Genomic DNA, 23,532 nt, shown 5'->3' on the forward strand with positions numbered 1-23,532 from the left:
CTGTCGAGGGGCTCAGCCCTCGGTGACGCCCAGGCGCTCCAGGATGAGCTCCTTCACGCGCGCCGCGTCCGCCTGGCCGCGGGTCGCCTTCATGACCGCGCCGACCAGCGCGCCGACCGCCGCGACCTTGCCGCCGCGGATCTTGTCGGCGATGCCCGCGTTGCCCGCGATGGCCTCGTCGACGGCCGTGCCGAGCGCGCCCTCGTCGGAGACGACCTTCAGGCCGCGCTTCTCGACGACCTCGTCCGGGCCGCCCTCGCCCGCGAGGACGCCCTCGATGACCTGACGGGCCAGCTTGTCGGTGAGGTCGCCGGAGGCCACCAGTTCGGTCACCCGGGCGACCTGCGCCGGGGTGATCGCCAGCTCGTCCAGGGCCTTGCCCGACTCGTTGGCGGAACGGGCCAGTTCGCCCATCCACCACTTGCGGGCCTGGTCCGCGGGGGCACCCGCGTCCGTGGTCGCGACGATCAGGTCGACCGCGCCGGCGTTGAGGATCGACTGCATGTCGTGCTCGGAGACGCCCCACTCCTCGCGCAGCCGGTTGCGGCGCACGCGCGGCAGTTCGGGCAGCTCGGCACGCAGCTCCTCGACCCAGGCCCGGGCCGGGGCGACGGGGACGAGGTCGGGCTCCGGGAAGTACCGGTAGTCCTCGGCGTTGTCCTTGATCCGGCCGGACGTCGTGCTGCCGTCGTCCTCGTGGAAGTGCCGGGTCTCCTGCACGATCGTGCCGCCGGAGGTCAGCACGGCCGCGTGGCGCTGGATCTCGAAGCGCGCCGCCCGCTCCACGGAACGGAGCGAGTTGACGTTCTTCGTCTCCGAGCGGGTGCCGAAGGTCTTGGTGCCGTTGGGGCGCAGCGACAGGTTCACGTCGCAGCGCATCTGGCCCTTGTCCATCCGCGCCTCGGAGACGCCCAGCGCGCGGATCAGCTCGCGCAGCTCGGCGACGTAGGCCTTGGCGACCTCGGGAGCGCGCTCACCCGCGCCCTCGATCGGCTTGGTGACGATCTCGATGAGCGGGATGCCGGCCCGGTTGTAGTCGAGCAGCGAGTGCGAGGCGCCGTGGATGCGGCCGGTCGCGCCGCCGATGTGCGTCGACTTGCCGGTGTCCTCCTCCATGTGGGCGCGCTCGATCTCCACGCGGAAGATCTCGCCGTCCTCCAGCTGGACGTCCAGATAGCCGTTGAAGGCGATCGGCTCGTCATACTGCGAGGTCTGGAAGTTCTTCGGCATGTCCGGATAGAAGTAGTTCTTCCGGGCGAAGCGGCACCACTCGGCGATCTCGCAGTTCAGCGCGAGACCGATCTTGATGGCGGACTCGACGCCGATCGCGTTGACGACCGGGAGCGAGCCGGGCAGGCCGAGACAGGTCGGGCAGGTCTGCGAGTTGGGCTCGGCGCCCAGCTCGGTCGAGCAGCCGCAGAACATCTTCGTCTTCGTGCCCAGTTCGACATGGACCTCCAGGCCCATGACGGGGTCGTACGCAGCGAGGGCCGCGTCGTACGACAGCAGTTCGGTGACGGTCACAGTGAGACTTTCCCTCTCAGCCCAGCAGGACGTCGTCGTCGCCCAGGCGCTTGAGCTCCCGGTACAGGATCGCCAGGCCGGTCGCGATGGCGGCCGCGGACACCGCGGCGTCGAGCAGCCGCAGGACGTCGTTGTCGTTACGGGCCAGCTTGGCCTGCTTGGCGACGCTGACCGCGCCGAAGGCGGTGGTGGCCAGCGAGACGTACAGACCGGTCTTGGACTTCTTGAAGTTCTTGGCCTTCTTTGCCATGGCACTCACAGCGACGGAGCCTCCTCAAGCAGCGGGTGACCCCACTTTTCCACGAAGGCGGCCTCGACGGCCGCGCCGACCTTGTACAGCCGGTCGTCCTTCATGGCGGGGGCGATGATCTGCAGTCCGACCGGGAGGCCGTCCTCCGGCGCGAGGCCGCAGGGCAGCGACATGGCGGCGTTGCCCGCCAGGTTGGTCGGGATGGTGCACAGGTCCGCGAGGTACATCGCCATCGGGTCGTCGGCGCGCTCGCCGATCGGGAAGGCGGTGGTGGGGGTCGTCGGGGAGACGATCACGTCCACCTCCTCGAAGGCCTTCTCGAACTCGCGGGTGATGAGGGTGCGGACCTTCTGGGCCGAGCCGTAGTACGCGTCGTAGTAGCCGGAGCTGAGGGCGTACGTGCCGAGGATGACGCGGCGCTTGACCTCGTCGCCGAAGCCGGCCTCACGGGTGAGGGCGGTGACGTCCTCGGCGGACCGCGTGCCGTCGTCGCCGACCCGCAGGCCGTAGCGCATGGCGTCGAAGCGGGCCAGGTTCGAGGAGCACTCGGACGGCGCGATCAGGTAGTACGCCGACAGGGCCAGGTCGAAGGTCGGGCAGTCCAGCTCGACGATCTCGGCGCCCAGCTCCTTGAGGAGCGCGACGGACTCGTCGAAGCGCTGCACGACACCGGCCTGGTAGCCCTCGCCGCGGAACTGCTTGACCACACCGACGCGCATGCCGGCGACGGAGCCGTTGCGCGCGGCCTCGACGACCGGCGGGACCGGGGCGTCGATGGAGGTGGAGTCGAGCGGGTCGTGGCCGGCGATGGCCTCGTGCAGGAGCGCCGCGTCCAGGACCGTGCGGGCGCAGGGGCCGCCCTGGTCGAGGGAGGACGAGAAGGCCACCATGCCGTAGCGGGAGACCGCGCCGTAGGTCGGCTTGACGCCGACGGTGCCGGTGACGGCGGCGGGCTGGCGGATGGAGCCGCCGGTGTCCGTGCCGATGGCGAGCGGGGCCTCGTACGAGGCGAGGGCCGCGGAGGAACCGCCGCCGGAGCCGCCGGGGATCCGGGTGAGGTCCCAGGGGTTGCCGGTGGGGCCGTAGGCGCTGTTCTCGGTGGAGGACCCCATGGCGAACTCGTCCATGTTGGTCTTGCCGAGGATGACGACGTCGGCGGCCTTGAGGTTCTTCACCAGGGTCGCGTCGTACGGCGGGATCCAGCCTTCGAGGATCTTCGAACCGACGGTCGTCGGGATGCCGACGGTGGTGAAGATGTCCTTGAGGGCCAGCGGGACGCCGGCCAGCGGGCCGAGCTTCTCGCCCCTGGCCCGCTTCTCGTCGACGGCGCGGGCCTGCGCGAGCGCGCCCTCGCGGTCGACGTGCAGGAAGGCGTGGACCTTCTCGTCGACGGCCTCGATGCGGGCCAGGTGGGCTTCGGTCACCTCGACGGCGGTGAGCTCGCCGGAGGCGATCTTCTGCGCGATCCCGGCGGCCGTGAGCTTGATGATGTGGGTGTCCGTCATGGTGATCAGTCCTCCCCCAGGATCTGCGGCACCTTGAAACGCTGCTGCTCCTGGGCCGGGGCGCCGGAGAGCGCCTGCTCGGGGGTGAGCGACGGACGGACCTCGTCCGCGCGCATGACATTGGTCAGCGGCAGCGGGTGGGAGGTCGGCGGAACGTCTTGGTCGGCGACCTCGGAGACGCGGGCGACCGCGCCGATGATGTCGTCGAGCTGACCGGCGAAGTGATCGAGCTCTTCGCCCTTCAGCTCCAGACGCGCCAGCCGTGCGAGGTGTGCGACCTCCTCGCGCGTGATGCCAGGCATGCAGCGATCCTCAGGGGTGAGTGTGTGTGGTTTGGGCCCAATCCTATGGGGCGTGGGCGTCCGACCGTTAAACGGTCGCCTCCGGCACCCCGGGACGGCGGCCCGTCCCGCCCCCGCGCCCCTCACCGCACGCCGGGCCGGGAGCGCGCGTCCCGGCCCCGCGCTACTGCACCACGTGCCCCGAGGGCTGGTCGACCTCCAGTGCCGCCGCCTCCTCGGAGGGCCGGCGCCAGCCGTGTTCGCCGCGGGCGCGCAGCCAGGCGGTGGTCTCGGCCGGCGGCATCGCCGCCGCGACCAGCCAGCCCTGGACGGCGTCGCAGCCCAGGTCCCGCAGCCGCTCCCAGGTCTCGTCGTCCTCGACGCCCTCGGCGACGACGAGCAGGCCCAGCGAGTGCGCCAGGTCCAGGGTGCAGCGCACGATCTCGGCGTCCTCGGTGTCGACGGCCAGCCGGGCCACGAAGGAGCGGTCGATCTTCAGTTCGCTCACCGGGAGGCGCCGCAGGTGGACCAGCGAGGAGTAGCCGGTGCCGAAGTCGTCCAGGGACATCTTCACGCCGTGTCCGGTCAGCCCCGCCAGCGTGTCGGCGGCCCGCTGCGGGTCCTCCAGGAGCACGTGCTCGGTTATCTCCAGCTGGAGCGCGCCGGCCGGGACCCCGTGCCGGGCGAGCCGGGCCGCGACCGCGCCCGCGAAGCCGGGCGTGTGGACGTCCCGGGGGGAGACGTTGACCGCGACGGGCACGTTCAGGCCCTGCGCGCGCCACCGGGCGACCTGCGCGAGCGCGGTCTCCAGGACGTACTCGGTGAGGTGCGGCATCAGGCCCGACGACTCGGCGATCGCGATGAACTCGTCCGGGGGGACGCGCCCGCGTTCCGGGTGCACCCAGCGGACCAGCGCCTCCAGGCCGGCCACCTGCCCGTCGAAGCGGACCTTGGGCTGGTAGTGCAGTTCGACCTCGCGGGCGTCCAGCGCGCGGCGCAGGTCGCCGAGGAGCCCGAGCCGGTCGGGGGTGTTGGAGTCGCGCTTGGACTCGTACACCTCCACACCGGTCCGGTCCCGCTTCGCCTGGTACATGGCCACGTCGGCGCGGCGCAGCAGGCCCTCGGCGTCCAGGGCGTGGTCCGGGAAGACCGCGACGCCCGCGCTGGCCTCCAGGACCAGGGTGAGCCCGTCCAGGTCCAGCGGCGAGGACAGCTCGGCGACCAGGTGGCGGGCGACGCGCTGGGCGCTCGTGGTGGAGTCGGCGATGGGCAGGAGCACGGCGAACTCGTCGCCGCCGAGCCGCGCGGCCTCCGCCCCGCGCGGCAGGGCGAGCTTGAGCCGCTCCGCGATCTGGAGCAGCAGCCGGTCTCCGGCGAGGTGCCCCAGGGTGTCGTTGACCGAGCGGAAGCGGTCGAGGTCGATCAGGACGAGGGCGGCGCGCGCCCCTTCCCCCTCGGCCGCCTCCAGCGCGGTCCAGGTCCGCTCCAGGAGCCACTGCCGGTTGGGCAGCCCGGTCAGCGGGTCGCGCAGCTGCTCCTCGGCCCGGGCGCGGGCGATCCACAGGGTGGAGTCGAGGGCGATGAGGGGGACGGCGAAGAGCGGCAGCAGCACCGGCAGGGAGGCGGCCACGACGCAGATCAGCGGGGCGATGCCGAGCAGGGCGACCGCGACGAGTCCCTGCCGGATCAGGGCCGTCCGGGTGGCGGTGGGCAGCGAGGCGCCCTGGGGCGCGTGGGCGTACCAGAGCAGGAGCCGGGTCACGACGAGGTAGGCGCCCGCGGACAGCACGACCTCCGGGATGTCTCCGATCGTCCAGTCGAGTGGCTGCCAGGGCCGCTCGACGGACGGCGTGTCCCCGAAGGCGGCCAGCACGAGGGCGGCCGCGCCGATGCCCAGGACGTCGGCGGCGCCGTGCAGCAGGCCCTGCCGCCAGCGGTGGCGGCGGGCGGCGCCGACGAGCACGACGACGGTCATCGCGACGAGTCCGGCGGGCACCCAGCCGTACAGCAGGAGGACCGCGAGGGTGAGGGCGGCGCCGGAGCCGGTGCCGCCCCACCAGCGGTCGCGGCCGAGGGCGACCAGGTGTCCGACGATGAGTCCGGTGAGGATCGCGAGGCACCAGCCCGCGGTGTCGCCGGGGAACAGGCCGTGACCGGTGCTCAGGGCCTCGTAGAGGCCGACCGCGAGCACGACGGCGGCAAGGGCCACCACGGCTCCGGGCAGGCCGGGGGTGATGCCCGCGAAGACCGCGCGGCCATGCGGCCGTGAGACCGGGGCGGCACTCTCGCTCGGTTTCATTCGTCCCTCTCACAGCCGGCGGTGCCGTTGCAACGCGATGGGCCGTTGTCTTGCCACCACGACCGACGGAGCCCAACGCGGCCGTGCACGACAGACGCACGTCACAACAGTAGGCCGCGGAGGGCTCCGACGGGCAGCGCTCTCCATGTCTTGCCCGAATGCGACCCGGCCACCCCTAACGATCTGGTATGCGCCGAACGGGTGACGATCCGGGGGTGGGACAGGAGGGACGGAGGGCTACCCGGCGGCCGGAACCGCCGCCTCCCGGGCCGCGTCGGGACCCTGCTCCAGCAGGACCGCGAACCCGTCCTCGTCCAGAACCGGAACCTTCAGCTGCATCGCCTTGTCGTACTTGGAACCCGGGTTGTCCCCCACGACGACGAAGTCGGTCTTCTTCGAAACGGAACCGGTCACCTTCGCTCCGCGGCTCTGCAGCGACTCTTTTGCGCCATCCCTGGTGAAGTTCTGCAGGGTGCCGGTCACGACCACCGTCATCCCCTCCAGCGGACGCGGCCCCTGCTCCTCGTCGGCGCCCTCGTCCTCCAGACGGACGCCGGCCGCCCGCCACTTGCGCACGATCTCGCGGTGCCAGTCCTCGGCGAACCACTGCTTCACCGCTGCCGCGATGATCCCGCCGACCCCGTCGACGGCCGCCAGCTCCTCCTCGGTGGCCTGCTCGATCCGCTCCAGAGAGCGGAACTCGCGGGCGAGGGCCGCGGCCGCGACCGGGCCCACGTGACGGATCGACAGCCCGTTGATGAACCGCGCCAGGGGCCGCTCCTTGGCCGCGGCGATGTTCTCCAGCATCGACAGCGCGTTCTTCCGCGGCTCGCCGTTCTGGTTGGCGAAGACGAGGGCGGTCTTCTCCTCACCTGTCTTCGGGTCCCGCTTGGGCAGTCCGCTGTCCGGGTCCAGGACGTACGCCCGGATGGGCAGGAGCCGCTCGATCGTCAGGTCGAAGAGGTCGCCCTCGTCGACCAGCGGCGCGGCGGTGGGCTCCAGCGGCCGGGTGAGCGCGGCGGCGGCGACCGCGCCGAACTTCTCGATGTCCAGGCATTCGCGGCCGGCGAGGAACGCGACGCGCTCGCGCAGCTGGGCCGGACAGGTCCGGGCGTTGGGGCAGCGGAGGTCGATGTCGCCCTCCTTCATCGGCTTCAGCGGCGTCCCGCACTCGGGGCACTCGGCCGGCATCACGAACTCCCGCTCGGTGCCGTCCCGCAGGTCGGCGACCGGCCCGAGGATCTCCGGGATGACGTCGCCGGCCTTGCGCAGCACCACGGTGTCGCCGATGAGGACGCCCTTGGCCTTCACCACCTCCTGGTTGTGGAGCGTGGCGAACTCGACCTCGGAGCCGGCGACCGTGACCGGCTCCACCTGCGCGTACGGCGTGACCCGGCCGGTCCGGCCGACGCCGACCTTGATGTCGACGAGCTTGGTGTTGACCTCCTCCGGCGCGTACTTCCAGGCGATCGCCCACCGCGGGGCGCGCGCCGTGGAGCCGAGCCGCCCCTGGAGCGGGATCTCGTCCAGCTTGACGACGACCCCGTCGATCTCGTGCTCCACGGAGTGCCGGTTCTCGCCGAAGTACGCGATGAACTCCCGTACGCCGTCCAGCGAGTCGACCACCTTGTTGTGCCGGGCGGTCGGCAGGCCCCACTCGCGCAGCAGCTCGTAGGCGTGGCTGAGGCAGTCGATGTCGAAGCCCTCGCGGGCGCCGATGCCGTGCACCACCATGTGCAGCGGGCGGGTGGCCGTGACCTTGGGGTCCTTCTGGCGCAGCGAACCGGCGGCGGCGTTGCGCGGGTTGGCGAAGGGCTTGTCGCCGGCCTCCACGAGGCGGGCGTTGAGTCCCTCGAAGGCCTCCATCGGGAAGTAGACCTCGCCGCGGATCTCGACGAGATCGGGGATGCGGTCGCCGCGCAGCCGGTCCGGGATGTCGGCGATGGTGCGGACGTTGGGCGTGATGTCCTCACCGGAGCGGCCGTCGCCGCGGGTCGCCGCCCGGGTCAGCCGCCCGTGCTCGTAGGTCAGGTTGACCGCGAGGCCGTCGACCTTCAGCTCGCACAGGAAGTGGTACGCGGAGGTGCCGACCTCGCGCGCGAGCCGCTCGGCCCAGGCGGCGAGTTCGAGGTCGTCGAAGGCGTTGTCGAGCGAGAGCATGCGCTCGCGGTGCTCGACGGAGGTGAACTCCGTCTCGTACGCTCCCGCGACCTTCTGCGTCGGCGAGTCGGGCGTCCGCAGCTCCGGGTACTCCTCCTCCAGGGCCTCCAGGGCGCGCAGGAGCCGGTCGAACTCGCCGTCGCTGATGACCGGCTGGTCCTTCACGTAGTACCGGAAGCGGTGCGCCTCGACCTGCTCGGCCAGGTCGGCGTGCTTCTCCCGTGCCTCGGCGGGCAGGGCCCCCTGTTCGACTGCCACCGTTACTCGTCCTCCCGTTTGCCTCGAAAACCCGTCACTCAGGGTTGTCCGCGAGCGATCTCGCCGCCCGGGCGCTGTGGGCGAGCGCCGCCCGGGCGTACGCCGGCGAAGCACCCGCGAGCCCGCACGTGGGGGTGACCACGACGGAATCGGCCAGAGTCCCCGGATTCAGCCCCAGTCTGCGCCACAGCGTCCTGACACCCATGACGCTACCGCCCGGGTCGGACAATGGGGCGTCGGTGGACGGCACCACGCCAGCGAAGAGGACGGTTCCGGACTCCACCGCCTCACCGATCGGCTCCTCGTCACGCTCCGTGAGGAGCGAGAAGTCGAACGAGACGCCGGAGACGCCGGCGCGCCGCAGCAGGGCGAACGGCACGTCCGGGGCACACGAGTGGACGACGACGGGGCCGTCGTGGACCGCGATCACCTCGCGCAGGGCGCTCTCGACGACCTGCCGGTCGACGGCCCGGTAGGTGCGGTAGCCGCTGGCGGTGCGGACCTGTCCCCGCAGGACGGCGGTCAGGGAGGGCTCGTCGAGCTGAAGGACGGGACGGGCGCCCGGCACCCGCCGGCGCAGCTCCGCCAGGTGGCCGCGCAGGCCCTCGGCGAGGGAGCCGACCAGGTCCCGGCAGGCCCCGGGGTCGCCCAGCGCGGCCTCGCCGCCGCGCAGTTCCAGCGCGGCGGCGAGCGTCCAGGGACCGACGGCCTGGACCTTGAGCGGGCCCTCGTATCCCTGGGTGAACTCCTCCAGGGCGTCGAGGTCCTCGCCGAGCCAGGACCGGGCGCGCCGGGTGTCGCGCCCGGGCCGGTCGCTGACCCGCCACCCGCTGGGCTCCACGTGCGCGTACATCTCGACGAGCAGCCCGATGGTCCGCCCGATCATGTCGGCGCCCGGCCCGCGGGCGGGCAGCTCGGCCAGGAAGGGGAAGTCCTCGAAGGATCCGGCGACGGTCTTGGCGGCCTCCCGGGCGTCCCCGCCGGGCATGGACCCGACGCCGGTGGCGGGGCCCCAGATGAAGGGGGTCTTCTCGTCGTTCGTGTCGCTCACCCGGGAAGCGTACGCGCGACAGCCCGGGCTACCGACCCGGCCGGACCGTCAGGTCGTTGATCTCGGCGTCACGGGGCAGGTCGACGGCGGTGAGAATGGCCGTCGCGACGGACTCGGGGTCGATCCACCTCGACGGGTCGTACTCCTTGCCCTCCTGCTGGTGGACCTTGGCCTGCATGGGGCTCGCGGTCCGCCCCGGGTAGACCGAGGTCACCCGCACCCCGTGGGCGTGCTCCTCGTGACGCAGCGAGTCGGCCAGCGCCTTCAGCCCGTGCTTGGAGGCCGCGTAGGCGCCCCATTCGGCGTGGGCGTTGAGCCCGGCACCGGAGTTGACGAAGACGACGTGTCCCTTCGAGACCCGCAGCTGCGGCAGGAAGTGCCGGGTGAGCTCGGCCGGGGCGACGAGGTTGACGTTGAGCTGGTGGTGCCAGGTCTTCGGGGTGAGCTCGCCGACCGGGCCGAGGTCGACGACGCCCGCGACGTGCAGGAGCGTGTCGACCCGTTCGGGCAGGGTCTGGTGGGAGAACGCCCAGGAGAGCCGGTCGGGGTCGGCGAGGTCCCCGACGAGCGTCCGCGCGCCGGGGAACGCGGCGGCCAGCTCCTTGGCCCGTCCCGCGTCGCGCGCGTGCAGCACGAGCTCGTCCCCGCGGGCGTGCAGCCGCCGGGCGACGGCCGCGCCGATGCCGGAGCCGGCTCCGGTGATCACATGAGTAGCCATGGGAGCCATGCTCGCATCCCGGTCACGACGAGGCGCCGGGGGCGGGTGAACCGGCGGACCAGACGTCGGAGCGGACGTGGGGGCCCTCAGTCGCTTCGCGGACGCATCGGCGTGCGCACTCAGCGGATGCGGGCGGACTCCTCCAGGTACGCGAGCGCCGCGACGCCGTCGTCCGCGAAGAAGACCAGTTCGGTCAGCGGCAGCGGCAGGAAGCCCTCGTCCTCCATGCGACGGAACTGCGTCTTCAGGCCGTCGTAGAAGCCGGCCGTGTTCAGCAGGACCACCGGCTTGGTGTGCTTGCCGTGCTTGCGCAGCTCCAGCACCTCGGTGGCCTCGTCCAGGGTGCCGGTGCCGCCGACCATGACCACGACGGCGTCGGACTTGGCGAGGAGCAGCGCCTTCCGCTCCCCGAGGTCCCGGGCGACGACCATCTCGTCCGCGTTCGCGCGGGCGGTGGCGGCGAGGAAGTCGACCGAGACGCCGACGAGCCGGCCACCCGCCTCCTGCACGCCGTCGGCGACCACCTTCATCAGGCCGACGTCGGATCCGCCCCACACGAGCGTGTGCCCGCCCTTGCCGAGCAGCGTGGCGAACTCGCGCGCCGGGCCGGTGTAGCGCTCGTCGAGGTCGGCGGCGGAGAGGAAGACGCAGATGTTCATGGCTCCACCGTAGGGGGTGGTCCGGGGGCCGCGGGACCGCCCGGAACGACCGCCCGGAACGGCCGCCCGGAGAACTTCCCGGTGAATCTCCCCCGCACACCGATGAGTTCCGCACGCGGCCCCGGTCATCACTGGCATGGACGAGGCGAACAGCACGCTGAGCAGGGTCCGGGGACGGGTCACGTCGGCGGACGGCACACGGATCGCGTACGAGCGGTACGGCGACGGGCCGCCGGTGATCCTGGTCGGCGGGGCCCTCGGCACCGCCGAGGCCGAGCGGCCGCTGGCCGGGCTCCTCGCGTCGCGCTTCTCGGTGGTCGCCTACGACCGCCGGGGCCGCGGCGGGAGCGGCGACACCGGCCCGTACGCGGTGGGGCGGGAGATCGACGACCTGGCGGCGGTGGTCGACGAGGTGGGCGGTGACGTCACCGTGCACGGCACCTCGTCGGGTGGCGCGCTGGCACTGGCGGCCGCGGCGGCCGGGCTGCCGATCGCCCGGCTCTCGGTCTTCGAGCCGCCGTACGCGACCGGCGCCGAGACGCGGGCGGCCTTCGCCGCGCGCGGCCGGCGGCTGGTCGCGCTGCTCGACGAAGGGCGGCGCGACGAGGCGCTGGAGCTGTTCCTGTCCGACGCGGCGGCACCGGAGGCGCCGGCCGGGCTGCGCGGGTCGGTCCGGTGGCCACTGCTGGCGGAAGTGGCCCACACCCTCGCGTACGACCACGCGGTCCTCGGTGACGGGGTGGTGCCGGACGCCCTGCTGGGGTCGGTCGACGCGCCCGTGCTGGTCGTCGACGGCGGGTTCAGCCCGGCCTGGACGCGCGAGGCGGCGCAGGCCGTCGCGGCGGCGCTCCCCCGTGGCCGGCACCGCACGCTGACGGGCCAGACCCAGCTGGTGGCGCCGCACGTCCTCGCGCCGGTGCTGGAGGAGTTCTTCGTCGAGGAGTGAGGCCGGGGCCGGCCCCGGTGCCGCGCCGGCGCCCGTCCTGGCGGAGCCGGCCGAACCGGCCGACTCAGACCGTGGCGTCGGCCGCGCGCCGGACCGTCGTCGCGATCGTCGCCGAACCGACCACGCGCGTGCCGTCGTAGAGCACGATCGCCTGTCCCGGGGCCACGCCCCGGACCGCCTCGTCGAAGGTGACGTGCAGCGTGCCGTCCGCCAGCTCCGCCGTCACCCCGGTCTCGCCGCCGTGGGCGCGCAGCTGAGCCGTGTAGCGGCCGGAGGCCGCCGGCGCCGTGCCGCACCAGCGCGGCTTGATCGCCGTCAGGGCCGTCACGTCGAGCGCCTCCACCGGGCCGACGGTGACGGTGTTGTTCACCGGCGAGATGTCCAGCACGTAGCGCGGCTTGCCGTCCGGCGCGGGGTGGCCGATCCGCAGCCCCTTGCGCTGGCCGATCGTGAAGCCGTACGCGCCCACGTGCGTGCCGAGCTTCCGGCCCGCCTCGTCCACGATGTCGCCCTCGGCCGTCCCGAGCCGGGAGGCGAGGAAGCCCTGGGTGTCGCCGTCGGCGATGAAGCAGATGTCGTGGCTGTCGGGCTTCTTCGCCACGGCGAGGCCGCGCCGCTCCGCCTCCGCCCGGATCTCGTCCTTGGTGGTCAGGGTGTCGCCCAGCGGGAACATCGCGTGGGCGAGCTGCTTCTCGTCGAGGACGCCGAGGACGTACGACTGGTCCTTGGCCATGTCGGACGCCCGGTGCAGCTCGCGGGTGCCGTCCTCGTTCAGGACGACCGTCGCGTAGTGGCCGGTGCAGACCGCGTCGAAGCCGAGGGCGAGCGCCTTGTCGAGCAGCGCCGCGAACTTGATCTTCTCGTTGCAGCGCAGGCAGGGGTTGGGGGTGCGGCCCGCCTCGTACTCCGCGACGAAGTCGTCGACCACGTCCTCGCGGAAGCGCTCGGCGAGGTCCCAGACGTAGAAGGGGATGCCGATGACGTCCGCCGCCCGGCGGGCGTCGCGCGAGTCCTCGATGGTGCAGCAGCCGCGCGCGCCGGTGCGGAAGGACTGCGGGTTCGCCGAGAGGGCCAGGTGTACCCCGGTCACGTCGTGCCCGGCTTCGGCGGCCCGGGCGGCGGCGACGGCGGAGTCCACGCCGCCCGACATGGCGGCCAGGACACGGAGGGGACGGGGAGGAGTCGTAGTCATAGCCCCACCAGGGTACGGGGCTCCGGGAACCGTGGTCGCCTGAGTATGCGTTGACGATCACATGGGGAGTGAAAAGGCCAAGAGGGGGGTCGGGCGGCGCGCCGTGCTGCTCGGCGGGGGTGCCGCGCTGCTGGGCACGGCCGTGCTGGCCCGTGAGGAACTGCAGCGCGCCTGGTGGCGGCTGCCGGGGACGCAGCGGAAGCGGGTGGAGGGAGAGCTCGACCACAAGGGCGCGGAGTGGACGGCGGCGGCGCGGGCGAACTGGCGGCGGGCCGACCGGCCGGACGACTACGTGATCGACCGTGTGGTGATCCATGTCGTCCAGGGCAGCTACTCCGGTGCCCTGAAGGTCTTCAAGAACCCGGCGCACGGCGCCGCCACGCACTACGTGGTGCGCAAGGACGGGCACGTCGCGCAGATGATCCGCGAGCTCGACGTGGCCTTCCACGCCGGCAACCGGGACATGAACGAGCGGAGCGTCGGCATCGAGCACGAGGGCTTCGTCGACCGGCCGCGGGACTTCACGGCGGCCATGTACGCGGGGTCCGCCCGGCTGACCGCCGGGATATGCGCCCGCCACGGGATCCCCGTGGACCGGGAGCACATCATCGGGCACGTCGAGGTCGAGGGCACGGACCACACCGACCCCGGCCCCCACTGGGACTGGCCCCGCTACATGAAGCTGGTGGCGGCGGAGGCCGGGAAGCTGGGCTGAGCCCGGCGGTACGGGCCGGCCGGCGGACTCGGGGCCGTTCGCCGGTACGGGCCGGCGGCCGGACTCGGATCGCCGGCCCGCGGACGCCGGCCGGACCCTGGACGGTCCGGTTCGCGAGCGGGCTCGGATGAGTCCACCGGTACGTGCCCGTTCGCGAGCGACTCAGGTGAGTCCGGCGCTGCGGGCCCGTTCGACGGCCGGGCCGATCGCCGCGGCGACCGCCGCCACGTCCTCCTTGGTGGAGGTGTGGCCGAGACTGAAGCGCAGGGTGCCGCGCGCCAGGTCCGGGTCGGTGCCGGTGGCGAGGAGGACGTGGCTAGGCTGGGCGATGCCGGCGGTGCAGGCCGATCCCGTGGAGCACTCGATGCCCTGGGCGTCGAGCAGCAGGAGCAGGGAGTCGCCCTCGCAGCCGGGGAAGCTGAAGTGGGCGTTGGCGGGCAGCCGGTCGACCGGGTCGCCGCCGAGGACGGCGTCGGGGACGGCGGCGCGTACGGCGTCGACCAGGTCGTCGCGCAGGCCGCCGACCTCCCGGGCGAACTCCTCGCGCCGCTCGGCCGCGAGCCGGCCGGCGACGGCGAACGCGGCGATCGCGGGGACGTCGAGGGTGCCGGAGCGCACGTGCCGCTCCTGGCCACCGCCGTGCAGGACGGGGACGGGGCTGTACTCGCGGCCGAGGAGCAGGGCGCCGATGCCGTAGGGGCCACCGATCTTGTGTCCGGAGACGGTCATGGCGGCGAGTCCGGAGGCCGCGAAGTCGACCGGAATCTGACCGAACGCCTGCACCGCGTCGGAGTGCAGGGGTACGCCGAACTCGGCTGCGACGTCGGCGAGTTCCCGGACCGGCATGATCGTGCCGATCTCGTTGTTCGCCCACATGACGGTGGCGAGCGCGACGCTCTCGGGGTCGCGGGCGAGGGCCTCGCGCAGATCGTCGGGGTGGACGCGGCCGTACCGGTCGACGGGGAGGTACTCGACGGTCGCGCCCTCGTGGGTGGCGAGCCAGTCGACGGCGTCCAGGACGGCGTGGTGCTCGACGGGACCGCACAGGACACGGGTGCGCCGGGGGTCGGCGTCACGGCGGGCCCAGTACAGGCCCTTGACGGCGAGGTTGTCGGCCTCGGTGCCGCCGGAGGTGAAGACGACCTCGCTGGGCCGGGCGCCGAGGGCGGCGGCGAGCGTCTCCCGCGCCTCCTCGACGGTGCGGCGGGCCCGTCGCCCTGCGGCGTGCAACGAGGAGGCGTTGCCCGTGACGGCGAGTTGGGCGGTCATCGCCTCGATCGCCTCGGGGAGCATCGGCGTGGTGGCGGCGTGGTCGAGGTAAGCCATGGTGGGTCGATTCTACGAGGCCGTTCCTGCTCCTCGGGCGCCTGGCCTGTTCGCGCCTCCGGCCGCGCGGGGCGGCCGTCCGGCCGGTCCCCTCTCGGCCGACGCCGGGAGCGCCCCCGCCTTCCGGTACGCGGTGCGTACGGGAGGCCGCGAGGCGCTCTCGGTGACGTGGTTCGTTCGCCGGCCTAGCCGCGCGGGGCGCGGGCCAGCTGGCGGGACTGGGCGACGAGGCGGTCGGCGCTGTCCCAGACCTCCGCGTCCTCCTCCAGGAAGCCGCCGGCGAGGTTGCGGGTGGTGATGGCGACCCGCAGCGGGCCCGGGGCGGGGCGGCAGCGGATGTGGGTGGTCAGCTCGACCGTGGGGGTCCAGCCCTTGAGGCCCAGCTCGAACGAGGTCGGCGGCATCGCGTCGACGGTGAGCAGCAGGGACAGCGCGTCGGGCTCGCGGCCGTCGGCGAGGCCGAACCAGCCGCGCATCTCGCCCTTGCCGGAGGGCGCGCCGACGGCCCAGCCGACGGTGGCCGGGTCGAGGCGGATGTCGAGGCGGTCGGTGATGGCGGAGGAACCGGGGATCTCGGGCCGGGGGCCGTCCGAGGCGCCGAAGCACTGCTCGATGGGCGCCAGGGCCGGGGGGCGCGCGGCGGTGCGGACGTCGTCCGGGAGCGCGTCGAGGTCGCCGTACGAGGCGAGGACGCGGATGCGCTCGATCTCGGTGCCGTCGGCGTCGTACTGGTAGAGCGAGGCCTGTCCGGTGGAGAGGGTGCGTCCGGTGCGGACCGTCTCGGTGCGGATCACCGCGGGGCCCGGCACGGACGGGGTGAGGTAGTGCGCCGAGATGGTGAACGGGTCCGGGTGCGGCAGGTGCTCACCGAGCGCTCGGCCGAGCAGCGAGAGCAGGTAGCCGCCGTTGACGGCGGAGATGATCGTCCAGCCGGCGGACAGGTCGGCGTCGTAGATGCCGGGGGCGCGCAGGGTGACGGCGGTGTCGCGGTCGAACTCGCTCGTCGTCTCGATGCTCGTGCTCATGCCTTCGACGGTACAACAGAAGATTACTGAGCGGTAGCTTTTTCGGATTCCTCGCGGGCGGACGACCGGCGGTTCCAGGCGCGTGGCGCGCGCCAGTGGTAGCGCATGGCGAGCAGGCGCAGGACGAAGGCCGTGATCACGGCGGCGGCGCTGGTGAAGGCGTTGAGGGCGTCGAAGCGGAGGCAGACGGCGACCATCGTGGCGCCGACCATCGCGGGCACGGCATAGAGGTCGCGGTCCCAGCGCAGCAGGGAGGGGACCTCGTTGGCGAGCACGTCCCGCAGCACGCCGCCGCCGACGGCGGTGGCCAGGCCCAGCGCCGCGGAGGAGGTGAGGCCGAGGCCGTAGTCGTACGCCTTGGTGGTGCCGGTGACGCAGAAGAGCCCGAGACCGGCGGCGTCGAAGACGTTGACGGCGGTCTGGGTGCGCTCGACCTCGGGGTGGAGGAAGAAGACGAGCGCGGCCGCCACGAGCGGCATCAGGAAGTAGCCGAGATCGGCGAACGCCGCGGGCACGGCGCCGATGATCAGGTCGCGCAGCAGACCTCCGCCGAGCGCGGTGACCTCGGCGAGGACGGCGATGCCGAAGACGTCGAAGTTCTTCCGGACGGCGAGGAGGGCGCCGGAGATCGCGAAGACGAAGATGCCGACGAGGTCGAGCGCGTGTTGAACAGAGGGGTTGAACAGTTCGTGGAGCACCGCCCAATTGTGCCGGTCGGGGGTGCGTGGTCCGACGGACGGCACCGGCGGGCGCGGCCGCGGGCCGGGCGGACTCCCCCGCCCCGCCCGGTGACGTGCCCGGCCCGGGGGGCGCCGCACCGCCGCCCCACGACCGCGAAGGGCCCCGCGCCGGACGGCGCGGGGCCCTTCGTACGAGAACGCGTGGCTCCCTGCCCCGTCGTCGCGGGGCACCGCGTCACTTCGCCGACGCGTCGCCTTCGGCGGGGGTGTCCTCCGACTCGGCGGACGCCTCGGCGGGCGCGTCCTCCTCGGCGGGCGCGGACGCCTCCGTCTTCGCGGGGGCCTCCTCGGACTCGGCCTCGGACACCGCGGCCTCGGACACCTCGGGCTCCGCGACCTCGGGCTTCGACGGCGCGGACGCCGCCTTCTCCGTCTTCGCGAGGACCTCCGCCGGTGCCTCCGGCTCGGGCGCCTCCGCCTCCGCCTTCTTCACCGTGTCCTTCGACACCTCGACCGACTCCCGCGCCGCCGGGATCGTCAGACCCTCGGCGTTCTCCGGGTGGTGGCACGCCACGCGCTGGCCCGGGCGCAGCTCCAGGAGCGGGGGCTCCTCGGTCTTGCAGAGGCTCGTCGCCTTCCAGCAGCGGGTGTGGAAGCGGCAGCCCGGCGGCGGGGCGATCGGCGACGGGACGTCGCCGGTCAGCAGGATCCGCTCGCTCTTCTGCCCGCGGCGCCGGGGGTCCGGCACCGGGACGGCCGACATCAGGGCCTTGGTGTACGGGTGCATCGGCGACTCGTACAGGCTCTTGCGGTCGGCGAGCTCCACGACCTTGCCCAGGTACATCACCGCGATGCGGTCCGAGACGTGCCGGATGACCGACAGGTCGTGGGCGATGATCACGTACGTGAGGCCCAGTTCCTGCTGGAGGTCGTCCAGGAGGTTGACCACCTGCGCCTGGATGGAGACGTCCAGGGCCGAGACGGGCTCGTCGGCGACGACCAGCTTCGGCTTCAGGGCGAGCGCGCGGGCGATGCCGATGCGCTGGCGCTGACCGCCGGAGAACTCGTGCGGGTAGCGGTTGTAGTGCTCCGGGTTGAGGCCGACCAGGCCCAGCAGGCGCTGGACCTCCTTCTTGACCCCGCCCTCCGGCTCCACGCCCTGGAGCTTGAAGGGCGCCGAGACGATCGAGCCGACCGTGTGCCTCGGGTTCAGCGAGCCGTACGGGTCCTGGAAGATCATCTGGATGTCGCGGCGCAGCGGGCGCATGCCGGCCACACCGAGGTGCGAGATGTCCTTGCCCTGGAACTCGATCGAGCCGCCGGTCGGTTCGAGCAGCCGGGTGATCAGCCGGCCCATCGTCGACTTGCCGCAGCCGGACTCGCCGACCACGCCGAGGGTCTCACCCGGCAGCACCTCGAAGTCGATGCCGTCGACCGCCTTGACCGCCCCGACCTGGCGCTGCAGCAGCCCCTTCTTGATCGGGAAGTGCTTCACCAGGCCGGTGACCTTGAGCAGGGGCTCGGTGCTCTTGTTGTCGCTCACAGCTTCGGCGCAATCTCTTCGGTCCAGATCCGGGTCCGCTCCTCCTGCGGCATGTGGCAGGCGGAGTAGTGACGGCCGTGGCCCTCACCGACCGTCGCCAGCCGCAGCTCGGGGCGCTCCGTGCGCGTGATGCCGCCCTTGGGCACATCCGCGTACGGGCATCGCGGGTTGAACGCGCAGCCGCTCGGAACGTTGATCAGGCTGGGCGGGTTGCCCTTGACCGGGATGAGCCGGTCGGTCTGGTCCCGGTCGATGCGGGGCATGGAGCCCAGCAGGCCCCAGGTGTAGGGGTGCTGCGGCTCGTAGAAGACGTCCTCGGCCGATCCGCGCTCCACGCACCGCCCGCCGTACATCACCAGGATGTCGTCGGCGATCTCGGCGACGACGCCGAGGTCGTGGGTGATGATGATGACCGCGGAGCCGAACTCCTTCTGCAGGTCCCGGATCAGGTCGAGGATCTGCGCCTGCACGGTCACGTCGAGCGCGGTGGTCGGCTCGTCCGCGATGAGCAGCTCGGGGTTGTTGACCAGCGCCATCGCGATCATCGCGCGCTGGCGCATACCGCCGGAGAACTCGTGCGGGTAGCTGTCGAACCGCCGCGCGGGCTCGGGGATGCCGACCCGGTCGAGGAGTTCGACGGCCCGCTTGCGGGCGGTCTTCTTGTCGACCGGGTGGTGGACGCGGTACGCCTCCACGATCTGGTGGCCGACCGTGTAGTACGGGTGCATGGCCGACAGCGGATCCTGGAAGATCATCGCCATGTCGCGGCCGCGCAGCTTGCGCACGGACTCGGGATCGGCCGAGAGGAGCTCCTGGCCGTTGAGCCAGACCTCGCCGGAGATCCGGGCCTTCTGCCGGCCGTACTGGCCGACCGTGTGCAGGCCCATGATGCCGAGCGAGGTGACCGACTTGCCGGAGCCGGACTCGCCCACGATGCCGAGGGTCTTGCCCTTCTCCAGCTGGAAGGTGAGGCCGTCCACGGACTTGACGAGGCCGTCGTCGGTCGGGAAGTGGATCTTGAGGTCGCGTACGTCCAGGAAGGCGTCGGACGGCGCGGACTGTCCGGACCTGACCGGCTCGCCGAGGGCGGCGCCGGTCTTCGTCAGATTGTCCGTCATGCGAGCCTCACTCGGGGGTCGATCACCGCGTACAACAGGTCCACGACGAGGTTGGCGACGACCACGCAGGCCGCGGTGATGAGCGTGACCGCCAGGATCAGCGGCAGGTCGCGCTCGCTCACACCCTTGATCGCCAGCCCGCCGAGGCCGTGGAGGCTGAACGCGGTCTCGGTCAGGATCGCGCCGCCGACGAGGGCGCCGAGGTCCATGCCGAAGATGGTCAGGATGGGGGTCATGGTGGAGCGCATCGCGTGCTTGCCGAGCACGACCGGCTCGGGCAGACCCTTGGCCCGGGCGGTACGGATGTAGTCCTCGTTGAGGACCTCCAGCATGGTGGCGCGGGTGAGTCGCGCGTACATCGCCGCGTACAGGAAGGCGAGGGTCACCCACGGCAGCAGCAGGCCGCCGAACCAGCCGCCGAAGGACTCGCTGATCGGTACGTACGAGGCGTTGACCCAGCCCAGCTGCGTGCGGAAGACGAGCATCGCCAGCATGGCGGTGAAGAAGATGGGGAGCGAGACACCGGCGAGAGCGGTGATCATCGCGACACGGTCGATGACGGTGCCCCGCTTGAGCGCGGAGACCACGCCCGTGGTGACACCCATGAGCAGCCAGAGCACGGCCGCGCCGAGGACCATGGAGAGGGTGACGGGGAAGGCGTCGACCAGCATGGTCGAGACGTCCTGCTCCGTGCGGAAGGAGTAGCCGAAGCAGGGCGCGGCACAGTGGATCGTGTCGCCGCCACCGGTGTAGTCGCGGCCGACGAAGATCCCGGAGACGAAGTGCCAGAACTGCACCAGGATCGGCTCGTCCAGGCCCAGCTTCTGGCGGATTCCTTCGATGGAGGCCGGATCCGCCTGCTTGCCGACGAACATCGCGGCAGGGTCGCTGCCGGTCATCTTGGGGATGAGGAAGAAGATGCTGAGCGTCACCAGGGTGACGACGAGCAGCATCGCGACGACGGCGAAGAGCCGTCGGACTATGTATGCAAGCATGCGGTCGGCCGGTCGGCGGCTGGGGAACCCGATCGGGTTCCCCAGCCGCCGGCCACGGCCATCACCTGCCCTTCGGACCTAGCGGCGGGTGCGCCGTTGGAGCGAGTTGATGGAGACGGGGCTTACTTGACGACGCCGAGCGACGCGTAGTCGTAGCGGCCGTTGTAGGCGTCGGCCGTGTAGACGTTGGTCAGTCGCGAGGAACGCCAGATGATGTTCTTCTCGTGGGTGAAGGGCAGGTAGACCGCGGCCTCCGAGACCTTCGTGTTGATCTGCTTGTAGAGCTCGCCGGCCTTGGCCGGGTCCGTCTCCTTCAGCGCCTGGTCGAACAGGCCGTTGATGGCCGGGTCGTTCAGCTCCGAGAAGTTGTTGTTGCCGCTCTGCAGGATGAAGCGACCGTCGACCAGCGGCTGCAGGAAGCCCTGGCCGGACGGGAAGTCGGCGCCCCAGCCCATGATGATGATGCCGTAGCCCTTGTCCTTGACGACCTTCGGCGAACCGATGATGCCGGACGTCTGGGCGCCGTCGAACTGGTCGATCTGGGCGTCGATGCCGACGGCCTTCAGCGACTGCTGGAGGGACTCGGCGGTCGCGATCTCGATCTTCTTGTTGTTGCGGACCGCGATCGTGGTCTTGAAGCCGTTCGGCTTACCGCACTTGGCCAGGGCCTCCTTGGCCTTGGCGAGGTCCGGCTTGCCGGCGAGCTTGCCGTACGGGTCGGCGGCCGGGTCGGCACCCTTGATCGCCGGCGGCAGCATGTTGGTGGCGATGTCGCCACCGGCCTGCGGGCCGCCACGGGCGGTCTGGAGGGACTTGGAGTCGGCCGCGTAGATGATCGCCTTGCGGCACTCGACGTTGTCGATGACCGTCTGCGGGAAGACCGCGTAGCGGATGAAGCCCGTCTGCGGGTTGTCCGCGTTCTCCTTGTGCTGCTGGAGCACCTTGGCGCGGGCCGAGGCGCCGACACCCGTCGCGTTGATGTCGAGGTCGTACTCGCCCTCGATCAGACGGTTGTCCATGTCGTCGGCGTTCGTGGTGAACGTGACGCTGATCTTGTCCGGCAGGGCCTTGCGGATGCCGTCGGACTTCGCGTCCCACTTGTCGTTGCGGACGAGCAGGATGGACTTGTTGGGCTTGTACTCCTGCCACTTGTACGGGCCGGAGGAGAACGGCTTCAGGCCGTACTGCGCCTTGGTGTCCTTGTCCTGGCGGACCGGGGAGGCGGCGGGCATGGCCAGCATCTGCAGGAAGTCACCGTTGGCGACCGGCAGCTTGAAGACGATGGTCTTGTCGTCCGGCGTCTCGATGGCCTTCAGGCCGAGCTTGTCGGCGGAGGTGTCCTTGTACGGGCCCTTGTACTCGCCCTTGGGGTCGAGGACCTGCTGCAGGTAGATCGGGCCGCCGGAGATGACGTCCTGGGCCCAGATGCGCTCGATGCCGTACTTGATGTCCTTGGAGGTGATCGGCTTGCCGTCCTCCCAGGTCACCCCGTCCTTCAGCGTGAAGGTGTAGGTCAGGCCGTCGGCCGAGACCTTGCCGGCGTCGGTGGCGAGGTCGGGGACCAGCTCGGTGGAGGCGGCGCCCGGCTCGGCCTTGAAGGTGACGAGCTGACGCGTGTAGTAGCGCGCGAAGTCCCACACGAAGCCGTAGTAACCGCGCTGCGGGTCCCACGAGTCGGCCTCCTGCGAGCCGATGAACTTGAGCGTCCCGCCCTTCTTGTCGGAGGCGTTGGCGACCTTGTTCACGCCGGCGTTGAAGCCGGGCGCGCCGGCCTTGCCCTTGCTGCCGCCGTCGCCGTTGCCGCCGCCACAGGCCGTGGTGACGACCATCGTGGCCGCGGCGAGCAGCGCGCCCGCGGCGATTCTGCGCCTCTGAGAGCTGTTCAGAGTCATGGTCTCGCAACCTCCGGAATAATGGCGGCCGTTACGGCGGTCCGCCGGTGGGACATGCCTCCTGTCGACAGCGGCAGGGGCTGGTCTGGGGCTGGTCTTGCGGTGTCGCGACGTTCGGTCAGCGGGAGCTCTTCGGGTCGAGCGCGTCGCGCACGCCGTCGCCGAAGAGGTTGAACGCCAGAACGGTGATGAAGATGGCGAGGCCGGGGATCACCATGAACAGGGGATCCGACTCGTAGGTCGAGATGGCCGCCGACAGCATCTGCCCCCAGGAAGCGGTGGGAGGCTTCACGCCCGCACCGAGGAAGCTGAGGGCCGCTTCGGTGAGGATGTTGGTGGGGATCATCAGGGTCGCGTAGACCGTGATCGGGGCGATCAGGTTGGGCAGCAGTTCCCTGCGGAGGATGTAGAAGCGGCCCGCGCCGAGGCTCTGCGCCGCCTCGACGTACTCGCGGTTGCGCAGGGTGAGGGTCTGGCCGCGGACGATGCGGCCGACGTAGGGCCAGCCGAAGAAGCCGATGACGAGGACCAGTGCGGCGATGCGGACGCCCGAACCGTCCAGGCCCAGCAGCGAGTTCGGCAGCACCGAGACCAGGGCGATGGTGAAGAGCAGCTGCGGGAAGGCGAGCATGACGTCCATGACGCGGCTGAGGGCGGCGTCGATCCAGCCGCCGAAGTAGCCGGCGATGATGCCGAGGACGGTGCCGAGCAGGACCGCGAAGACCGCCGCGAGGAAGGCGACGAGCAGCGAGATCCGGGCGCCGTAGACGATGCGGCTGAAGACGTCGCGGCCGTTGACCGGCTCGACCCCGAAGAGGAAGTCGGAGCTGATGCCGCCGTAGGAGCCGATCGGGGTACCGAAGAGCGGGTCGATCTGGTCCTCGTGGAACTGGTCCGGCGGGTGGCCGAGGAGGCCCACGATCAGCGGAGCGCAGATGGCCACCAGGATCAGGAACAGCACGACGAATCCGCCGGTGAGGGCGAGCTTGTCACGCTTCAGCCTGGTCCAGGCGATCTGCCAGGGAGAGCGGCCCTCGATCACCTTGGCCGGGAGGTCGGACACGGCGTCGACGGGAACCGTCGACTCGGCCGCACTCGTCTCGTGCAGTGGTGCCGTCATCGTGGTGAGGACCCCTCTCGGCCGCCGGTAGCCGGCCCTTGCCCGCCGCGGGTAGCGGCTTGGTGGAACAAACTCCTCGGGCGCAGGCCAGGAAGGCCGAACGCCCGGTGTTCCGGGGAGTCTTCAATGGGTTCGCGATCACCCGCCAGACCTGACGGGGAATGTTTGCTCAAACGTGATGCGGTCCTACGCCTTCCGTTATCCGGACGCAGTGATCGCGTGAGCGGACCATCTCGGCCGCTATTCGACCAGAACGGACATGTCCCCCAACTGCA

20 protein-coding genes are annotated in these 23,532 nt (G+C 71.6%); 2 read left to right on the forward strand and 18 right to left on the reverse strand.

Annotated elements, in window-relative coordinates; translation table 11 throughout:
- Nucleotides 1-12 precede the first annotated feature (12 nt).
- From gatB to ACE1OA_RS10395, 9 genes are all read right to left on the reverse strand, one after another.
- The gene (gene gatB / locus ACE1OA_RS10355; protein ID WP_147979786.1) at nucleotides 13-1,524 is read right to left on the reverse strand and encodes an Asp-tRNA(Asn)/Glu-tRNA(Gln) amidotransferase subunit GatB; all 1,512 of its coding nucleotides are present in this window, start codon (nucleotides 1,522-1,524) and stop codon (nucleotides 13-15) included.
- Between the two features lie 16 nt (nucleotides 1,525-1,540).
- On the reverse strand, nucleotides 1,541-1,774 hold the full coding sequence (locus ACE1OA_RS10360) for a hypothetical protein (protein ID WP_163013975.1): 234 nt from the start codon (nucleotides 1,772-1,774) through the stop codon (nucleotides 1,541-1,543).
- Between the two features lie 5 nt (nucleotides 1,775-1,779).
- Complete coding sequence (gene gatA, locus ACE1OA_RS10365) at nucleotides 1,780-3,279, reverse strand: Asp-tRNA(Asn)/Glu-tRNA(Gln) amidotransferase subunit GatA (protein WP_432752670.1); 1,500 nt, start codon at nucleotides 3,277-3,279, stop codon at nucleotides 1,780-1,782.
- Between the two features lie 5 nt (nucleotides 3,280-3,284).
- A complete protein-coding gene (gene gatC, locus ACE1OA_RS10370; RefSeq protein ID WP_015036350.1) occupies nucleotides 3,285-3,581 on the reverse strand; it encodes an Asp-tRNA(Asn)/Glu-tRNA(Gln) amidotransferase subunit GatC in 297 nt (98 codons plus the stop codon).
- 163 nt (nucleotides 3,582-3,744) lie between these two features.
- Nucleotides 3,745-5,859 carry a putative bifunctional diguanylate cyclase/phosphodiesterase gene (locus ACE1OA_RS10375; RefSeq protein WP_356608150.1) on the reverse strand — a complete coding sequence of 705 codons (2,115 nt, stop codon included), beginning with the start codon at nucleotides 5,857-5,859 and terminating at the stop codon, nucleotides 3,745-3,747.
- A gap of 237 nt (nucleotides 5,860-6,096) precedes the next feature.
- Nucleotides 6,097-8,277 (reverse strand): NAD-dependent DNA ligase LigA, encoded by a 2,181-nt coding sequence (gene ligA / locus ACE1OA_RS10380; RefSeq protein WP_386545555.1) that lies wholly within the window; start codon nucleotides 8,275-8,277, stop codon nucleotides 6,097-6,099.
- 34 nt (nucleotides 8,278-8,311) lie between these two features.
- Complete coding sequence (locus tag ACE1OA_RS10385; protein ID WP_356608154.1) at nucleotides 8,312-9,328, reverse strand: methionine synthase; 1,017 nt, start codon at nucleotides 9,326-9,328, stop codon at nucleotides 8,312-8,314.
- Between the two features lie 28 nt (nucleotides 9,329-9,356).
- Nucleotides 9,357-10,055, reverse strand: coding sequence for an SDR family oxidoreductase (locus tag ACE1OA_RS10390; protein ID WP_356608156.1), 699 nt, complete (start codon nucleotides 10,053-10,055; stop codon nucleotides 9,357-9,359).
- A gap of 110 nt (nucleotides 10,056-10,165) precedes the next feature.
- Nucleotides 10,166-10,705 carry a TIGR00730 family Rossman fold protein gene (locus tag ACE1OA_RS10395; protein ID WP_384870881.1) on the reverse strand — a complete coding sequence of 180 codons (540 nt, stop codon included), beginning with the start codon at nucleotides 10,703-10,705 and terminating at the stop codon, nucleotides 10,166-10,168.
- A gap of 136 nt (nucleotides 10,706-10,841) precedes the next feature.
- On the opposite strand from ACE1OA_RS10395, the gene ACE1OA_RS10400 reads away from it, so the two are divergent.
- Nucleotides 10,842-11,651: an alpha/beta fold hydrolase gene (locus ACE1OA_RS10400; RefSeq protein ID WP_432752671.1), complete on the forward strand. Its 810-nt coding sequence runs from the start codon at nucleotides 10,842-10,844 to the stop codon at nucleotides 11,649-11,651.
- A 64-nt stretch (nucleotides 11,652-11,715) separates the two neighbouring features.
- Here the strand turns inward: ACE1OA_RS10400 and mnmA are convergent, their stop codons facing one another.
- Nucleotides 11,716-12,843, reverse strand: a complete 1,128-nt coding sequence (gene mnmA / locus ACE1OA_RS10405) for a tRNA 2-thiouridine(34) synthase MnmA (RefSeq protein ID WP_432752672.1) — start codon at nucleotides 12,841-12,843, stop codon at nucleotides 11,716-11,718.
- Nucleotides 12,844-12,904: 61 nt separating this feature from the next.
- Here mnmA and ACE1OA_RS10410 point away from each other — a divergent pair, with 61 nt between their 5' ends.
- Nucleotides 12,905-13,558, forward strand: coding sequence for an N-acetylmuramoyl-L-alanine amidase (locus ACE1OA_RS10410; RefSeq protein WP_432752673.1), 654 nt, complete (start codon nucleotides 12,905-12,907; stop codon nucleotides 13,556-13,558).
- A 162-nt stretch (nucleotides 13,559-13,720) separates the two neighbouring features.
- Here ACE1OA_RS10410 and ACE1OA_RS10415 read toward each other — a convergent pair whose 3' ends face one another.
- The 8 genes from ACE1OA_RS10415 to ACE1OA_RS10450 all read right to left on the reverse strand — a co-directional run bounded on the left by ACE1OA_RS10415 (nucleotide 13,721) and on the right by ACE1OA_RS10450 (nucleotide 23,257).
- Nucleotides 13,721-14,884 carry a cysteine desulfurase family protein gene (locus ACE1OA_RS10415; protein WP_356608165.1) on the reverse strand — a complete coding sequence of 388 codons (1,164 nt, stop codon included), beginning with the start codon at nucleotides 14,882-14,884 and terminating at the stop codon, nucleotides 13,721-13,723.
- 185 nt (nucleotides 14,885-15,069) lie between these two features.
- A complete protein-coding gene (locus tag ACE1OA_RS10420; protein ID WP_147979772.1) occupies nucleotides 15,070-15,909 on the reverse strand; it encodes a thioesterase family protein in 840 nt (279 codons plus the stop codon).
- Nucleotides 15,910-15,932: 23 nt separating this feature from the next.
- Entirely contained in the window at nucleotides 15,933-16,607 is a 675-nt protein-coding gene (locus ACE1OA_RS10425; protein ID WP_356608167.1) for a trimeric intracellular cation channel family protein, read from the reverse strand.
- Nucleotides 16,608-16,824: 217 nt separating this feature from the next.
- Nucleotides 16,825-18,132, reverse strand: a complete 1,308-nt coding sequence (locus tag ACE1OA_RS10430) for a dipeptide ABC transporter ATP-binding protein (RefSeq protein WP_432752674.1) — start codon at nucleotides 18,130-18,132, stop codon at nucleotides 16,825-16,827.
- Nucleotides 18,129-19,250: an ABC transporter ATP-binding protein gene (locus ACE1OA_RS10435; RefSeq protein ID WP_356608171.1), complete on the reverse strand. Its 1,122-nt coding sequence runs from the start codon at nucleotides 19,248-19,250 to the stop codon at nucleotides 18,129-18,131. Before ACE1OA_RS10435 ends, ACE1OA_RS10430 begins: the two co-directional genes overlap by 4 nt.
- Nucleotides 19,247-20,245 carry an ABC transporter permease gene (locus ACE1OA_RS10440; protein ID WP_356608178.1) on the reverse strand — a complete coding sequence of 333 codons (999 nt, stop codon included), beginning with the start codon at nucleotides 20,243-20,245 and terminating at the stop codon, nucleotides 19,247-19,249. The genes ACE1OA_RS10435 and ACE1OA_RS10440 overlap by 4 nt, the downstream gene beginning before the upstream one ends.
- A gap of 122 nt (nucleotides 20,246-20,367) precedes the next feature.
- Entirely contained in the window at nucleotides 20,368-22,137 is a 1,770-nt protein-coding gene (locus ACE1OA_RS10445; RefSeq protein ID WP_356608518.1) for an ABC transporter substrate-binding protein, read from the reverse strand.
- 118 nt (nucleotides 22,138-22,255) lie between these two features.
- Nucleotides 22,256-23,257 (reverse strand): ABC transporter permease, encoded by a 1,002-nt coding sequence (locus ACE1OA_RS10450; protein ID WP_356608520.1) that lies wholly within the window; start codon nucleotides 23,255-23,257, stop codon nucleotides 22,256-22,258.
- Nucleotides 23,258-23,532 lie beyond the last annotated feature (275 nt).

Source organism: Streptomyces sp. JL2001 (assembly GCF_050917515.1).
Taxonomy (GTDB): domain Bacteria; phylum Actinomycetota; class Actinomycetes; order Streptomycetales; family Streptomycetaceae; genus Streptomyces.